Genomic DNA, 16,686 nt, shown 5'->3' on the forward strand with positions numbered 1-16,686 from the left:
GTCGGCACTGTGGTGCTGGTGGCCCTTGGGGTCATTTTTCTGCCGGATATTTTGGACGGAAAAAAGGATCGTAAAGAAGAGCAGTTTGCCGAAATCCCCCTGCGGCCGGTGGCCATTGCTCAGAATCATGCTCAGGGTAATAGTGAAGACCTGCCCGCAGACATGTTCGAGGCATTGCCTGCCGATGATATCGCTCAGGGCGTTGACGATGGCGCTGTTGATAGCGATGGCGAACTCGTGGCATCCGCTCCCGCGGGGGCAAAGGCATTACCTCAGGTTGAGTCTAAAACGCTCACGCAACCTGCTCAGAGTGGGCAACATCTCACTCCCGCCGCGCCTGCCAAGGCCACCGTAAGTCAGGCTCAACCTGTTAACACTGCGGCAACGGCACCTAAGAAGGAGGCGCCAAAACCAACAGTGACGAAAACGGAGCCAGCTAAAAAGCCTGAGACCAAGTCCACTACGGTCGCTAAAACCGATAAAACGACTGCCGAAAAAGCCACGCCTGTTAAACCCAAGGCTGAAGCGCCAAAGCCTGCGGTTAAAGATGAGATAAGAGTTGTCAGTCGTGAATCACTCAATAAGCCCGGTCTCACTTTGCAATTAGGGGCCTTTAGCAATGCCGCCAATGTGCAAGGTTTAGTGGCCCAGCTGCGTAAAAATGGCTTTAAAGCTTATACCGTGCCGAGCACTCCTAAGGATGGCGTCCTGACTAAAGTGTTTGTTGGCCCGGATATCTCCGAAGCTAAGTTGAAGAAAATGCAGGAAGATATTGAAGCGCGGCTGCGCTTAAAAGGACGAATTGTCCCGTTTAACCCCTTAGAATCTTAATGGTGATAAAACCGAGACTGAAATGCATTTATTTACCTCGCGAGGGGTGAGAATCACTTCAGTCTCTGGTAGAATCGCGCCGTCTTAAAGCCTATGTCGGAAAGCCATCTCAATGGTTTGGATTGATTACGCTATTATTTTTATCATCGGATTATCGACTCTTATCAGTCTTATCCGTGGTTTTGCTAAAGAAGCCATGTCCCTCGTGGTCTGGTTTGCCGCTTTTTTTGTTGCCAGCCAATTTTATCAAGATCTTGCCATTCACCTCACTCAGTTGAATGACGAGTTGCTCCGTAATGGCGTGTCGATTGCCATCCTGTTTATTACCACGCTAATCCTTGGCGCCTTGGTCAATTACATCCTCGGCCAGCTCGTAGTGAAAACGGGATTGTCGGGCACGGACAGGCTCTTAGGTCTGTGTTTTGGCGCCGTAAGGGGCGCGTTAATCGTCAGTGCTTTATTGTTTTTTATGGATGCTTTTACCGGATCTCCCAATGCTCAGTGGTGGAAGGACTCGGTGTTAGTACCCGAATTTGGCGTTGTAATTCAATGGTTTTTTAACTACTTGGAAAACACCTCCAGCTTTGTACCTAAACTATAAAAAAAGAAAATTATCCTAAATGTTGAAGGATAAGTAGGCGTGATGGCTACGGTTGTTGTGAGGGGCTTTGGTGAGTAATGGCAAATAACCTCTTGGCAAGTGAACCGTCGTAGTGAAATGAACCCTCGTGGGGGATGATTTTACCTTTTACTTATATTTCAACATGAAAGGGCATAGAACATCTTACAATGAGGAAGCTTACCCATGTGTGGTATCGTCGGAATAGTTGGCCAATCATCGGTTAATCAGACCATTTATGATGCACTGACCGTGCTTCAGCACAGAGGTCAGGATGCGGCAGGTATTGTCACTGTTGATCGTGGTGCTTTCAGACTACGTAAAGCCAATGGTCTGGTCAAAGACGTATTTGAAGTCAAACATATGCAGCGCCTCCAAGGCAATGCCGGCATTGGGCATGTGCGTTATCCCACGGCGGGCAGTTCAAGCGCCTCTGAAGCTCAGCCATTCTACGTTAACTCGCCATTTGGGATTTCTTTAGCCCACAATGGCAATTTAACGAATACCTTAGAATTGGCCGAAGGTTTGATCAAAAAGCGTCGCCATGTGAATACCACTTCAGACTCTGAAGTGTTATTAAATCTGCTCGCAGACGAGTTACAAAAAACTACCAGCCTCGCATTAACTTCTGAGGAAGTATTTGATGCGGTTGCTAAAGTTCATGAACAGGCTCGTGGCGCTTATGCCGTGGTGGCCATGATTATTGGCCAAGGATTAGTGGCATTTCGCGATCCTTTTGGTATTCGTCCTTTGGTGCTGGGAAAACATGAAACCCCCACAGGGATTGAATATATGGTCGCCTCTGAGAGTGTTGCACTTGATGCGGTTGGCTTTGAAGTGATGCGTGATGTTGCTCCTGGAGAGGCGATTTACATCTCCGTAAATGGTGAGCTCTATACTCGCCAATGCGCCAAAGAGCCGAGCTATGCGCCTTGTATCTTTGAATTTGTCTATTTTGCGCGCCCAGACTCTACGATTGATAACATCTCTGTTTACGCGAGCCGCGTTAACATGGGGGCTAAACTTGGCGAGAAAATTAAAAAGGAATGGTATGACCATGACATTGATGTGGTCATCCCCATTCCTGAGACCTCGTGTGATATCGCGTTGGAAATCGCCCGTTGTATGGATTTGCCCTATCGCCAAGGCTTTGTGAAAAACCGCTATATTGGCCGCACGTTTATTATGCCGGGCCAACAAGAGCGTAAAAAGTCGGTGCGCCGTAAGCTCAATGCCATTAATACCGAATTTAAAGGGAAAAATGTCCTGCTGGTGGATGACTCCATTGTGCGTGGCACGACTTCTGAGCAGATCATCGAAATGGCCCGTGAAGCAGGTGCCAAAAAAGTGTACTTTGCTTCTGCGGCTCCAGAAATTCGTTTTCCGAATGTGTACGGTATCGACATGCCAACGTCGAACGAGCTTATCGCCCATGGGCGGGATGCTGATGAAATAGCAAAACTCATAGGTGCTGATGGTATTATTTTCCAAAATTTAGCCGATTTAGTCGAAGCGGTGAGAATGGAAAATCCGGAGATCAAGCGGTTTGAGACTTCTGTGTTTGACGGTCATTACATCACTAATGATGTGGATCAGGCCTATTTAGATCATTTAACGCAGTTGCGCAACGATGATGCTAAAGCCGATCGCAATAAAGATATTGGCACGAATCTCGAACTACATAACGTTTGCCATCCCTAAGGGCTCGTTGTGAGTCAATGCGTGTTACGTGATAACGGTTAACCACGCATCCCAAAGTCAAAAAGCCAGTGATTATTCACTGGCTTTTTGGTTTTCGCGGTTTGCCATCACTTTAGTGAGGAACTGCCGTTAACCTGAGTCTGTCGCTCTTACGCTTCACTCTTCTTCACTCTTAGTCACATAGTCACGTAGTTACGCTTCACGCTGGCGCTAGAGTTAGCAAGATGATGACTTGTCCGCCTCAATGGTTGCGGCATCTTTGCTTAGCGCTACGGGAGCAATGGCTTGATCCTGATGAATTTTTTCCCAGTAATCGGCATGCTTGATCCCGAGCTTTTTAGGGTCAAAAGTGGGATCTAGCCCTTGGGCTTGCTGCTGCTCATAGTCTTTTAAGCAGGTGAACGCCGTTTTTTGTAATAACAGAATCGCGATGATATTAAGCCATGCCATCAGACCCACGCCAATATCTCCCATGCCCCATGCCAATTCGGCAGTTTTGACGGTACCGTATACTGTCGAGGCCATGAGGGTGATTTTCAGCACCACGGTTAGCCACGGGCGATTCACTTTGCGATTAATATAAGCAATGTTGGTTTCGGCGATGTAGTAATAGGCCACTATGGTAGTAAAAGCGAAAAAGAACAATGCAATCGCCACAAACATATTACCAAAGCCGGGCATCATGCTTTCCATGGCAGTTTGGACGTAGCCAGGACCTGCCGCTACCCCCGCGATACCAGTGTAAAGCGCAGCCCCATCTGGCCCCTGCACATTATAAAGACCGGTGATAAGTAACATAAACCCGGTAGCAGAACACACAAATAGGGTATCAACGTAAACGGAGAAGGCTTGCACTAAGCCTTGTTTAGCCGGATGGCTGACCGCAGCCGCTGAGGATGCGTGTGGGCCAGTACCTTGACCGGCTTCGTTAGAATATACTCCGCGTTTAACCCCCCACATAATGGCGAGGCCTAAAATGGCGCCAAAGCCTGCATCCAAGCCAAAGGCACTTTTGATAATTAACCATAAAATAGCGGGCAACTGACCGATATTGAGCGCGATAATCACACAGGCGACAATAATATAGCCAAGCGCCATAAAGGGCACGACCATGCTAGCAAACTGAGCAATGCGTTTGACGCCGCCGAAAATAATAAAACCGAGTAATACGGCTAATACGGCAGCCGTGACATTGGGATCGATATTAAAAGCGGTTTTTAAGCTGGAGCCAATGGAGTTGGCTTGCACGCCTGGCAGTAACACCCCGCAGGCAAAAATGGTGGCGATAGCAAAGGTCCAAGCGTACCATTTCATGCCGAGGCCTTTCTCAATATAAAATGCCGGCCCACCGCGGTATTCGCCGTTAATTTTTTCTTTATAGACTTGGCCGAGGGTCGATTCAACAAAGGCGGAACTCGCCCCTAAAAATGCCACCATCCACATCCAAAAAAGCGCACCTGGGCCACCAAAGGTAATGGCCGTGGCGACCCCTGCAATGTTCCCTGTACCGACACGGCCTGCCAGTGTCATCGCCAGCGCTTGGAAGGAAGACACGCCTGCATCGGTGCTTTTACCATCAAACATCAGTCGCACCATCTCAGCAAGGTGGCGTAGCTGCAAGAAGCGAGTCCTTAGCGAAAAATACAGCCCAACGCCGAGGCATAAATAGATGAGCGCTGGGCTCCAAATAATACTATTGAGGGTATTGACTAGTTCAGTCATCTACAGCAACTCCTTTATTTTGTTGTTCTGTCGAAGTTTTTACTCATGGTGTCAAATGAATGGATGGGCAGTTAGACGATGTATTTTCAGTCGCGCCGATGCAATCAACCTGACGAAGCACAACATAGCGAGTTTTCAGTGAGGTTCCCAGCTAAATGTGTTAAAAAAATGATATTTTATTGTTTGTTTCGATGAAGGGGTCAATCCCCTAGGATTGGCTCAAAAAGAGTGACAACAATGACGCTGACGCCATTTACGGTGATGTAAGGTCGCCACGGCAGCCTACGCGCTACATAAACGCGGCGCTTAGTTTGCACGGAAAGGAGATATGGGCTAAATTACACTGTAATTATATCCAGTGATTAATGCCTGTATGATCCTCTATATTGCTGAAAAACCCAGCCTAGGCCGCGCCATTGCCGATGTGTTGCCGCGGCCCCATAAAAAAGGCGAAGGCTTTATTCAAGCGGCCAATGGTGATTGCGTGTCTTGGTGTGTGGGGCATTTACTCGAGCAAGCTCCGCCCGATGCCTATCATCCTGATTACAAATCCTGGAAGTTTGAGCATTTACCGATAGTTCCGGATAAATGGCAGCTTCAGCCTAAGGCGGCGACGCGCAGCCAACTCTCGGTATTAAAAAAGTTGGTCAAGCAAGCCACGACATTGGTGAATGCGGGCGATCCTGACCGTGAAGGCCAACTGTTGGTTGACGAGGTGATCGCGTACCTTGGTGTTACCGGGGATAAATTACATCAGATCCAGCGATTACTTATCAGTGATTTAAATCCGCAGGCGGTTAAGCGTGCCTTGTCGCAGCAGCGCAGTAACCGTGAGTTTATCCCCTTATCGACCAGTGCTTTAGCTCGTAGCCGCGCCGACTGGCTTTATGGGATGAACATGACGCGAGCCTATACCATTCAAGGACAAAAGGTTGGTTATCAGGGCGTATTATCCGTCGGCCGAGTGCAAACGCCGCTGCTTGGATTGGTGGTGCGCCGTGATGAGGACATCGCGAATTTTCAATCTAAGCCCTTTTATGAGGTGCTTGCGCATTTAACCACTCAGCAGCAAGAAGGCTTTAGCGCAAAGTGGCAGCCCAGTGATGCTTGTTTACCTTACATGGATGCCGATGGGCGAGTGTTAGCCAAAGGTTTAGCGCAAAACGTGGTGAATAGGATAACGGATCAACCCGCTCGTGTGACCCAATTGACCTCGAAAGATAAGCAGCAAGCCGCACCTTTGCCCTACAGTCTATCGGCATTACAAATCGACGCGGCGAAACGGTTTGGTATGAGTGCGAAAGAGGTGTTGGATACCTGCCAGAGTTTGTACGAGCGGCATAAACTGATTACCTATCCGCGCTCCGACAGTCGTTATTTACCTTTGGAGCAACATAGCCTTGCGCCATTAGTATTGAAGGCGATAAGTCAGGGCGCGAGTGAGTTAATTCAAGGCATCGATATGCCGGATCCCCGGCTTAAATCCAAGGCGTGGGACGATAAAAAAGTTGATGCCCACCACGCCATTATCCCGACAGAGAAACCCGCGCAGCTATCCAGTTTAAGTGGTCGGGAAAAGCAGCTTTATCTTCACATTGCACGGCAGTATGTCGCGCAGTTTTACCCCGCCTATTGTTACCGTGAAACCGCGGTGCAAGTCACCATTGCGGGCGGTTTGTTTACGACGAAAGCGCGTCAACAGCAGTCGCTTGGTTGGAAACAACTCTTTGTTCAGCAAATGCACCAAGGGGATCAACCACATCAACAGCCTCAAGCCACTCAACAAGCGGAGCAAGACGATGAACAGGATGAATTGACAGGCCTACTACCGCCGCTGACCTTGGGACAATCTTTACATTGTCTGCGGGGAGAGTTAGTTGAAAAACAGACTCAACCACCGAAGGCCTTTACCGATGCGACGCTCCTTAGCGCCATGACGGGCATCAGCCGCTACGTTACGGATCCTGAGATCCGTAAAATCCTAAAAGAAACCGATGGCTTAGGAACTGAAGCTACCCGTGCAGGTATTATTGAGCTGCTGTTTAAACGCGGCTTTTTACAACGACAGGGCAAAACCATTGTATCGACCAATGTCGGTCGGGGCTTAATTAACAGTTTACCCGCCAGTGCTACCACCCCGGATATGACGGCGCTATGGGAGGCAAGTTTGAACGGTATTTGCCATAAAGAAATCTCTTATCAGGGATTTATGCAGCCACTACTTGCTACGCTTCATTCGTTGATCCAACATGCCGGCGCCCAATTACCTGCTGCCCTTAATGGCCTAAAGGGGCAGGGCTATCAAGGGGCTAAGGGACGAAAATCGGGGCAGCGTAAATCCACCAATCCAAAACGCCCTATCTCAAGAACATCGCCCTCGAAAAAATCGTCTTCAATAACAGCGTCATCAAAAAAATCGACGATGACAACCAAGGCGATCGTTCCTCAGCGGCGGGGACGTCAATCGCTCTCGGAGGTGGTGTGAGCCTGAGGGATAACTGAGCATGCTGGTTGTACTTGACTATACCGGTTTCACCTGAGTATGCCGGTTTCACTTGGCTGTGCTGGTGGAGGGTGAATATGCTGCTGTTATCTGAGTCTTTTGCCGTGGCTGGTTAACATTGATATCAGCTAAGGAGCTTGGTTCTCAAGCCTATGAGTGAGCTCTTGTGTCAGCTCTTGCGTGAGCTATTGAGTGCATTATTGACTCAAAAAAAAAGAGTAAACCAAGGCAGCTTACTCTTTCGGGAAATCATGTTTAACAAACCATTGCAGGAGCAATAGTCTTGTAATGTTGCCGAATAATCACTCAATTGGATGAGGAGCCAGCACACAATGGCAGTTGTTGCTTAATCAACCCTTAAAAATTCATTCTTATCTTAAGGCAATGCCACGATTGAGTTGGATGAGTTTATCTAAAATCCGTTCACCGTCGATGCGGATGCCGTTATGCTCATATTCGGAGGTAAGCCAATATTTTAGCTGGCCAATTTGCTGTGCGGTTTCGAGGCTATAGTGCATTTCAACGAACATATCCTCGCTGTAAATCGCGGCGGCAACTGGCACTCGATTGTGCTTTAACTGCTCAAGATGATAGAGATCTGGCCAGTCAGATTTTTCGGCGAGGAGCTGTGCTGCAGCCTTGAGGGGGCGCAGGTGAGTAAACTGTTCAAACATCCATGGATAAATCATCTCACCGGTAAATAGGAACGGTTTGCCCTGACGGTAATTAAAGGCGGGATACTGGGCTCTCACTCGGTCCGCAGCCCACTGGGATGCTGTGTGCTGGCAGTAAATAGCCTCGTGTAACAGGGCAAAAATGGGGTGAGTGTTATAGTCAAGCAATTGGCAAAAATGATTTAAAAACAGTGGATTAACATACTCTCCTTGGGGAGTGCGCACCAGCGCTTGTTCGAGTAAATAGTAAACCGCTTCAGGTCCTTGCTCCATGCCTAAGTGAATACCAAGCAGTTGGAGCATTTCTACCGTGAGGCGCTCTCCTGTGGCTAAATACACTTCATTTTCAATGAGATGATTTGCTAAACGTGTCACTAAATGTTGGGCATCGTGGAAGCGTTGGAAGAAGGCTTTATTTTTTGCGAGTACTCGTTGATAGGTCGCGTAGTAGACCTCATCACCGCTGCGAGTTAAGGAGGGAATGCCGCCGGTGATATAGGCTTCACTCACGCCTTGAGGCGCGGCGCTTAAATAATGCATCACGCAAAAGCCGCCAAAGCTTTGCCCGAGGATCGCCCATTTGTCGGCGGGACAGAGTTGGGCGCGAATGGCTTCGGCATCTCTCACAATATTATCGGCCCTAAAATGACTGAGGTAGTGCGCTTGCTCAGCGGGCGAGAGGTGTTTAAGGCTTTGATAATTAATGGGGGTCGAAAGTCCTGTGCCCCGTTGATCGAGCAGTAAGACGCGATATTCTTTTAAGGCGCGGCGGATCCAGCCACTGTTGCTGGCGGGGCGCATGGCGGCAAATCCCGGCCCCCCTTGGAAAAACACGAGGTAGGGCAGTTTTTTATCTTGATTTTCAGTGCTGCACAGTTCTCGGGCAAAGACGTTAATCTGGCTGGCGATGGGTTGTTGGTAATTGAGCGGTAGCGTAAAAGTATGTTTTTTGGCGAGTACGCCGGCAAGCACAATATCGGGTTTCATCAATTGACCTCTAGGAGTAGGCTTAAGTGCAGGGGGTTAGCCTATGGGATAATGCGATTGGCTAAACCTTTTGGGCTGATTGTATCGAAAAATTGTATCGAAAAGTGATTTTGTCGCAAGTTTGCAGTTTTTGCTTAGGCTTTGGTTAAGATCAATTTTTGTTGCAACAAATTAAGTCATGATGAGCGACTTAGCGTAATCTAACGGCTATGGACAATACGAGATTGAAGCTATGAAGTATCAAATTATTCCTGTGACACCTTTTCAGCAAAATTGCAGCTTGATTTGGTGTGAAAAAACCAAGCGTGCTGCGGTTGTCGATCCGGGAGGCAACATAGATCGTATTCTGGCTGAGACGGCAAAGCTTGGATTGACGCTTGATAAAATTTTGTTAACCCATGGGCATATCGACCATGTTGGTGGTGCTAAGTTATTGGCTGATAAAGTACATATTCCGATAGTTGGCCCTCATATTGCCGATAAATTTTGGTTCGAGAATTTGCCTAAGCAGAGTCACAATTTTGGTTTTCCCGCTTGCGAAGCCTTTGAGCCGGATCAGTATCTGCAGGATGGTGATGTGGTGACGGTCGGTGAGCAAACCCTTAGTGTGCTCCATTGTCCGGGCCATACCCCTGGGCATGTGGCTTTTTATTCGCAGGCGGACAAGCTTGCTTGGGTGGGGGATATTTTATTTAGAAGCTCGATTGGGCGTACGGATTTTCCTCAATCAAATCATCAGCATCTTATACATTCGATCACGGCAAAATTGTGGCCTTTGGGCGGCGAAGTGGAGTTTATCCCCGGGCATGGTCCGCTGTCGACGTTTGCTCAGGAGCGTGAGCATAACCCCTTTGTTGCAGATCAGTTATTGTTGTAATCGCGATCTTCTTTTGTCTCCTTCGCAGCGGCCAGTACTTTGCGTGAGTTCTTTGCGTTAGCACTTTGCGTGAGTACTTTTCGTTCATGCTTTTGGTGAGTTTCTGTGCAAGTGCTAGCAGTGAGTGTGATCGGTTAAGCGGTGCAGGTTTTGTGCCGCCTACATCACTGTCCTGAACGTCGGTGGTTAACCGTTTACAGCAGGGCTAGTGTCACTAGGATTGGCTCAGGCTACGGCCAGAGCCAGAAATCACGGCGCAGTACGGACGTTGTCTTGCATAAACGTTAGCACCGCTGCTGCAAAAGCAACCTCTCAAGTTCAACATGCCTTAGTGTTCAAGAATTTTTTCAAGATGAAAACAGATCGTCTCGAAATGTAACTTGGATAACTGTGCGGCTTGCTCATGGTTAACTTGGGCCAATACCAGCCCGAGACCATCTTCCATACCCATCAAAAAATGGCATAACGTTGTTAATTCTTCGTCAGACTGCTTCGCCCCAAAACGGCGAAAGTGTTTGATATGAAAAGCAATGAGAAATTGTCGATGGAACTCGTCTAAGGCGATGAACTCGGGCATTAAATCCCATAGTCCTTGCAATGAGTTGTAATTTTTTTCATAGCGCCCATCAGCTCTACATCCTTGATGCAGCTCAAAAAAATAGCGCCGCCAATCTAAGGTTAAATACTGCGCCGATTCATACTCAATGCACATTTTTCGCAGAGATAATAACCACTGATCAGCAATGTAATAAAGGATAGATTCCTTATTGGGGAAAAATTCATATAACGATTTGACATGAATACCAGCACGTTGCGCAATCGCATTGGTATTGACCGCTTGATAACCCAGTTGCTGCACTAAGGATTCTGTGCAATCGATAATGTTGGCAATTAACGCGTGGCTGCGTTTTTGTTTAGGTTGCTTGCGTAATTGTAGGTGTGCGGGAACGGCTAATTCAATCAATGTTTATCCTCCATGAAAAGCCTACTCTAGCATATTTTATCGCGAGTGCTTAGCTTGGCGATACAACATAAAAAGCCTGCAAAATCACACATATTTAACAATTATGTAAAATATTTAAAACAAATAGCTTGAAAAATACTCAATACCTTGTAGTTTATTTTAGTAATTACTGAAAACTACAGGGGCAAAATGGTAATGCGATTCATAAAATGGACGATGACTATCGTGAGTGCGTGTGTGCTCACGGCGTGTGGCAATAACAGCGAACCGATAGCCGATGATGTGTATCAAAATGGCTATGTTTACACGGTTGATAACCAGCGAACCGTTGCTGAGGCCGTGGCAATTAAGGCGGGGGAGATTATTTACGTCGGCAGTACTCAAGGTGCGCAAAAGTATGTGGGCAGCAGCACCATTGTCCACGATTTACAGAAAAAAATGATGCTCCCAGGACTACATGATGCGCATATTCATCCAACGGGCATTGTCGATGTTGACGTTTGTGACTTAGGTGTCGAGTCCATGGATCTTGATCAGCTCGTCTCAGCATTACAAGCCTGTCGAGTGAAGTATCAATATGATGATAAAGAGATCATTTTTGTTTTGCAGTGGAACTCTTACATTGGCAATGAACCTACAGCAAACTACCCAAATTTAATCAGTGCATTAGATGCTATTTCTACCACACAGCCCGTCTATTTAGCCGGCCCAGATGGCCATTCTGCCGCCGCCAATTCCTTTGCATTTTCGCAGGTAAAAAATGCTCAAGGGCAAGTTGTCGGCCTTAACAAAGCCACACTTGCGAATGAATTTAGCCAATACCGTCCCTTTGTTGCTGTTGATGCCGAGGGCAATCCTAATGGCAATTTGACGGAATCGGCGGTGCACTTAGTGGGGGTGCCGAACTTTTTATATCCATTGCAGCAAAATCCACAGGAATTGCCTAAAATCGCCAAAAAACTCAATAAGTATGGGATCACTTCGGTGCAAGATGCTTGGGTGGGTGATGCTGAATTAGCCTTATACAAAACATTGGCCGCGACAGGTAACATGAGTTTTAGGCTCACCGCCGCACAGGCATATAGTGTCAGTGGCTTTGTGCAGCAAGGTAAAGTGGATTATGCCGCGTTAATCACTAAGGTGACAAACACTCGCGATAGCCTGCGCCAATACCCGTATATGAAGGCCGATGCGGTAAAAATTATGATCGATGGGGTGCAGGAAGGCAGCATTATTGAAGTGCCGCCCACCTTGCCAACGTCGGTGATGATCAATCATTTTAAACAACCTATCGTTAATCTCTCGGCATTGGATCAAGGCCAAGTCTCACTGGATGGTTATGTTGATTTAAACAGTGAGTTGTGCCAAAAAGTCCGCAGCCAAGCTGAGGATTATGATGAGCAAGATGAAGTAAATGATTTTATGGCGATCCATCAGTATCATCCCTCTCAATGTGTTGCAGAGCGAGGCGAATTACTGGCCGCTAATGGTGACACTTTAACGCTTAAGGGCGAAAGCGTGCCTGCCGTTGAGTTTTTAAATACCTTTGTGACTAAGCTCGACAGTGCCGATTTTGCGGTACATATGCACGCTGTCGGCGATGGGGCCGTTAGGGCGGCCATTGATGCCATAGAAGCGGCAAAAACTCATAATAAAAACAGTACACTGCCCCACACCATTGCGCATATGCAAGTTGTTCACCCGGACGATCAAAAACGTTTAGGGGCACTTGGCATTTACCTCGCGTTTACTTATGGATGGGCAATTCCTGATTATTTTTATGATCTGAGTGTGATGCCCTTTGTCGAAGAACTGACCAATCTTGAGCCAGAAACCTTATATGATGAAGCCAGTTATTATATTCAGGCGAGCTATCCTGCCAGAACCGCCAAAGAGGCGGGTGCCATATTAATCGCCGGCAGCGATGCGCCAGTCGATACGCGCGAGCCCGTGCCTTTTTCACACATGGCCACAGGGATGACGCGCAATGCCAAAGTGGGCGATGAGGTGTTTACGCTCAATGCGAATCAAACCTTAAGCGTGCACGACATGATCGCGGCTTATACCATTAATGGCGCGAAGGCATTACGGCAGGATCATCTTGTTGGCTCTATCGAAGTGGGTAAGCGGGCGGACTTAATTATTATTGACCGTAATATTGTCCAATTAGCTGAAAGTGACGATCCAGAAAAAGTATATGAAGTGTACGACACCCAAGTGTTGACCACGATTTTTGATGGCAAGTCGGTCTATCAAGCTCCCACACAACCTTAACTATGGCAACCGCCTCTTGCTTAGCTTGTCGAGCGTCATCGCTGCCTTGCCAGCGTTTGAGTGGCGTGCATGTTGGCTTTGGGTTGGGGCGATGACAGAGAATAGACGTTTTATGTCAATTCACTTTACGTCAAATGGTGAGGTGGCGACGTTTTGGCCCTAGCGCAAAAATGAAGCGCTACCTATTGGGTTGGTAGAAGACTAAAAATGAAAAAAGCCAAGGGCGAGGCCCTTGGCTTTGGGTTTTTAGTACCATTGGCTAAATCGTGCGTTATTCTTGAGTCGCGACTTTTACCTCCACATCGCCAGTGGTTGCATCTGCTTTAGCGTTAACTAATTCAGCAACGATTAGGTTAGCATAATCAATCGCATCGGTTTTGGTCAGTCCTTGGCTAAATTCAATGACAAAGGCACAAATATGGGTGTCATCTAAACCAGGGTCAACGGCGTAGCTTAAGACTTTGTTTTCCTCACATGCACCGTAGCTTTCACCTTCATAGGTGCCGCCACTATTGAGGATTTTGACCCCTTTAACCACATCTTCCTCTTCGGTAAACACATTTAGACCACCGACTTTAAGTGAGGTCAGTGTGGCGTTGAAGACATCGGTATTGGTGATGCCAACGACGACTAACAGACTGGTCGCAAAATCCAGCCGGAGTGGGTATACCCCTGGAATGAAGTTCACCGTCGCGTCATCTTTGGCATCAACCGCTTGGCCATCGGCATCAACGCCCAAGATAGTGGCTAGGTTGGTATGCGCAGCATCCCGGGTACCTTGCAGTTGACGGGTGATGGTACAGCTTGCATATTCACCGGGATTGAGTACAAAACCAATCAGGCTTACAGGGGAGATGGGGGATCCATTTTTCTTATCAATCATACAGTTCGCACTGAGATCGCCAAATCGATCGTCATTAAGTGAACTGAAGGTGACAGGATCCACGGTAGTTTGGCCTTCAATATCGGATTTAACGCTGAACAGGAAGGTGTAATTCACATCCCGGTAGAGGTTGGGGTTATCACCGGTTTCGAGCACCTCTGTGGGATCGGCGGTTTTTTCCAAGGTGATGGCCGATGGAATATCACTGATCACCACTAACGCGGAGTCGGACGAGGTCGCTTCATCACGTTCATCATCATAGGCTTTAGCCGTCACCAGATTTTGGTGTTCACCTGCGCCTTGGCCACTGATGAACTCAGTGAATTGGCATTCATAAGAGCCGCCGTAGGCGATAGCTTGATTCAGGCTACAAGTCCCTTTACCGTTTAGATCACCAAATTTATCGTCCACCAAGGATTCCAATGACAAGGGGGAATCGTAGGCGCCAGCAGTATTAGTGACTCGCACTGTGTAAGTCACATTACCACCAGACTCAGGAACTTGTGCTGGATTTGGACTCTTTGTTACTGTGATGGTGGGGTCAAGATTGGTGATGTTGACTTGAACCATCTCAGAGCAGTTGTCTCCAGAACCGGGCATGATGGCCTCTGGACACATTTCGGGAGCACCAATAGGGGATTGATTCTTATCCCACAGGTTGAGCTTAATCACATCGTTATAAAACTGTGGAGTTTGATCGTCGGGTAAATCCCGATCAACGATAGTCACGGTAAAATTACAGCTGTATGTTTGGCCAGCGAGAATTTCGCCCCCGTTGGCGGGTTGTGTACAACTGCTGGCGGTGAGGTACAGGCCATCACTGCTACCTGCGCTAACGACTGGCCCCCAGAGATTGATTGGGGTGTCATAGGTGCCATCGGCGTCGATATCCACCATGTCGTATAGATTTTGGACAAAGAGCGAACTCTTATTGGTATTGGTAAAGGATGCGGTGAAGCTGAACTCACCGCCGGACTCTGCGAGGGTGTTCGTGGTGGTTAAGGTTTTGATGATTTTGGGTGGTGTGGGTTTGACAAAAACATTGATATCAAAGGAGTCGCAGCGGCACTTAGAGGGCGTTCCGGGTGCGGCGGGATTGGTTTCGCTACAGTCCTTGCCGTCCTTGTTGTGCCAGCCCATACAGTAATTGAACTCGGCCTTGCCGGAGTTATCATCGTCACGACAGAACAGGGTGATTTGTTCGGCTTTGTACACATGGATGGGGTTATATCCTGCCGCTTTGCTGATATCGGCGCAGACATCCTGTTTTTTTTCTAAATCGACCCCAGGGCCATTGGTTTGGCCGATAAGGACAGAGCATTCGTTACTCGGATTAGGATCCTGGGCACTCCAACTGCCTTCAGGCAAATATACCGAATAGTCATAGCGGGCGGTGGCCGTGGTTTCTACGGTTACGTCGGCTAAAAAGGTTACCATTTCACCCAAGGCACACTCAACCACGGGTTGGCCGTTGAGATCTTTGATGTTATCGACTTTGCTGACCCGGACATCATTGGCGGTACAGTTCAGGGCAAAGCCTGCCTGTTCTGCCATACAGGCTTGATCCATTTTTTGTGGAAAAAAGGACGCCTGTGCGGGCACAAGACTCAGGGCGCCGGTGAGCGCCGCGCCGCCTATCAGCGTGGCTCTGACCATCCTGAGCAGGTTGCTACATTGGAACGTTTTCATAAAGCATACTCTCCATATTATGCCGGTGTGACAGCTTTTGCCGGCTAGGACATCAGCTTGTTGCCTAGGTCGTTGCGTTTGTGCGCGAAGAGGGCAGCAAACATCGTTTTACCGCCCTAAGGAAGCAACTCTCATTCCAATGATGTAAGCAATTGATAATGAAAGGTTAATTTAAAGATTTGTATTGTTTTTTTACTCAAAATTGTAACGCAAATGACACACTTTGCTGTGACGGTCTATATAAAACAGTGTGTTAGAACTGTACCAAGCTGTTCGGCTGGTTTGAACATCGGGGCCGTGTTGGGACTACCGTACAGCGCAGTCTGCAGAGTGGTTGTGCTCGGCAATGTTGCGCCGTGTGGCGCAGAGCCCAAAGGGCGGGTGATATTTGCAGGCTAAGCTCGCGGTGGGCAAGTCTTAAGCCATAAAAATACAGTGGTATTTTTGTTAAGGACTTCGCAGATGGGGACTGTGTTTAATGGCTTCGTACAAGTGACAATGATTAACTGATTCTGATTAAGCGACTCTGATCAAGCGATTCAGTTCAAGGAGCCAGTGACTTGATGAATAGAGCGGATTAACGGAACCAGTACCCTGCACAACCGAACGGCAGCAGAGACTCTGAGGCAATGAAGCAATATGAACCCCTGAGCAAAAGGGCAAGGTGTTAAATTGCAACTGGCGCCGTAACAGTCTGGCGTGAGAGACAAAGGGATGCCCATCGCTCATCGCCCATCGTTCATAGCTCATAGTTCATCGTTCATCGTTCATAGTTTATCACCCATAACTAATAGCGCTGGCGCAGCAGGAAAGGCCGCCAACTGAGTTGCCGACGCCAGCATCTTCCGCATCGTCACAGCATCTTATCGTCCACAGTTTAGGGATAAGAGGATACAGGATGGATTAAGGTTTGGATTGTATCGACGTGATCACGGCGCTAAAGGCATTGAAGTCCTGCGCCC

Annotated in this window: 10 protein-coding genes; 6 read left to right on the top strand and 4 right to left on the bottom strand. The window is 47.9% G+C overall.

All coding sequences use genetic code 11. The features are described 5' to 3' along the window. From ACRCZA_RS03725 to purF, 3 genes are all read left to right on the top strand, one after another. The coding region (locus tag ACRCZA_RS03725; RefSeq protein ID WP_438673138.1) for an SPOR domain-containing protein at positions 1-831 on the top strand (831 nt) is incomplete at its 5' end. A gap of 112 nt (positions 832-943) precedes the next feature. Then, a complete protein-coding gene (locus ACRCZA_RS03730) occupies positions 944-1,432 on the top strand; it encodes a CvpA family protein (protein WP_438673139.1) in 489 nt (162 codons plus the stop codon). Between the two features lie 204 nt (positions 1,433-1,636). Next, on the top strand, positions 1,637-3,151 hold the full coding sequence (gene purF, locus ACRCZA_RS03735; RefSeq protein ID WP_438673140.1) for an amidophosphoribosyltransferase: 1,515 nt from the start codon (positions 1,637-1,639) through the stop codon (positions 3,149-3,151). A 216-nt stretch (positions 3,152-3,367) separates the two neighbouring features. On the opposite strand, the gene ACRCZA_RS03740 is transcribed toward purF, so the two are convergent. Further along, on the bottom strand, positions 3,368-4,873 hold the full coding sequence (locus tag ACRCZA_RS03740) for an alanine/glycine:cation symporter family protein (protein WP_438673141.1): 1,506 nt from the start codon (positions 4,871-4,873) through the stop codon (positions 3,368-3,370). 373 nt (positions 4,874-5,246) lie between these two features. On the opposite strand from ACRCZA_RS03740, the gene ACRCZA_RS03745 reads away from it, so the two are divergent. Next, positions 5,247-7,358 (top strand): DNA topoisomerase III, encoded by a 2,112-nt coding sequence (locus ACRCZA_RS03745; RefSeq protein WP_438673142.1) that lies wholly within the window; start codon positions 5,247-5,249, stop codon positions 7,356-7,358. A gap of 389 nt (positions 7,359-7,747) precedes the next feature. On the opposite strand, the gene ACRCZA_RS03750 is transcribed toward ACRCZA_RS03745, so the two are convergent. Then, entirely contained in the window at positions 7,748-9,037 is a 1,290-nt protein-coding gene (locus tag ACRCZA_RS03750) for an alpha/beta fold hydrolase (RefSeq protein ID WP_438673143.1), read from the bottom strand. 232 nt (positions 9,038-9,269) lie between these two features. On the opposite strand from ACRCZA_RS03750, the gene ACRCZA_RS03755 reads away from it, so the two are divergent. Beyond that, complete coding sequence (locus tag ACRCZA_RS03755; RefSeq protein ID WP_438673144.1) at positions 9,270-9,914, top strand: MBL fold metallo-hydrolase; 645 nt, start codon at positions 9,270-9,272, stop codon at positions 9,912-9,914. Positions 9,915-10,242: 328 nt separating this feature from the next. Here the strand turns inward: ACRCZA_RS03755 and ACRCZA_RS03760 are convergent, their stop codons facing one another. Then, positions 10,243-10,878, bottom strand: a complete 636-nt coding sequence (locus ACRCZA_RS03760; RefSeq protein ID WP_438673145.1) for a TetR/AcrR family transcriptional regulator — start codon at positions 10,876-10,878, stop codon at positions 10,243-10,245. A gap of 195 nt (positions 10,879-11,073) precedes the next feature. On the opposite strand from ACRCZA_RS03760, the gene ACRCZA_RS03765 reads away from it, so the two are divergent. Then, positions 11,074-13,152: an amidohydrolase gene (locus ACRCZA_RS03765; protein ID WP_438673146.1), complete on the top strand. Its 2,079-nt coding sequence runs from the start codon at positions 11,074-11,076 to the stop codon at positions 13,150-13,152. Between the two features lie 271 nt (positions 13,153-13,423). Here ACRCZA_RS03765 and ACRCZA_RS03770 read toward each other — a convergent pair whose 3' ends face one another. Further along, positions 13,424-15,724, bottom strand: a complete 2,301-nt coding sequence (locus ACRCZA_RS03770; RefSeq protein ID WP_438673147.1) for a hypothetical protein — start codon at positions 15,722-15,724, stop codon at positions 13,424-13,426. Positions 15,725-16,686 lie beyond the last annotated feature (962 nt).

This window comes from Shewanella sp., from assembly GCF_051658185.1.
In the GTDB taxonomy this organism is placed as follows: domain Bacteria; phylum Pseudomonadota; class Gammaproteobacteria; order Enterobacterales; family Shewanellaceae; genus Shewanella.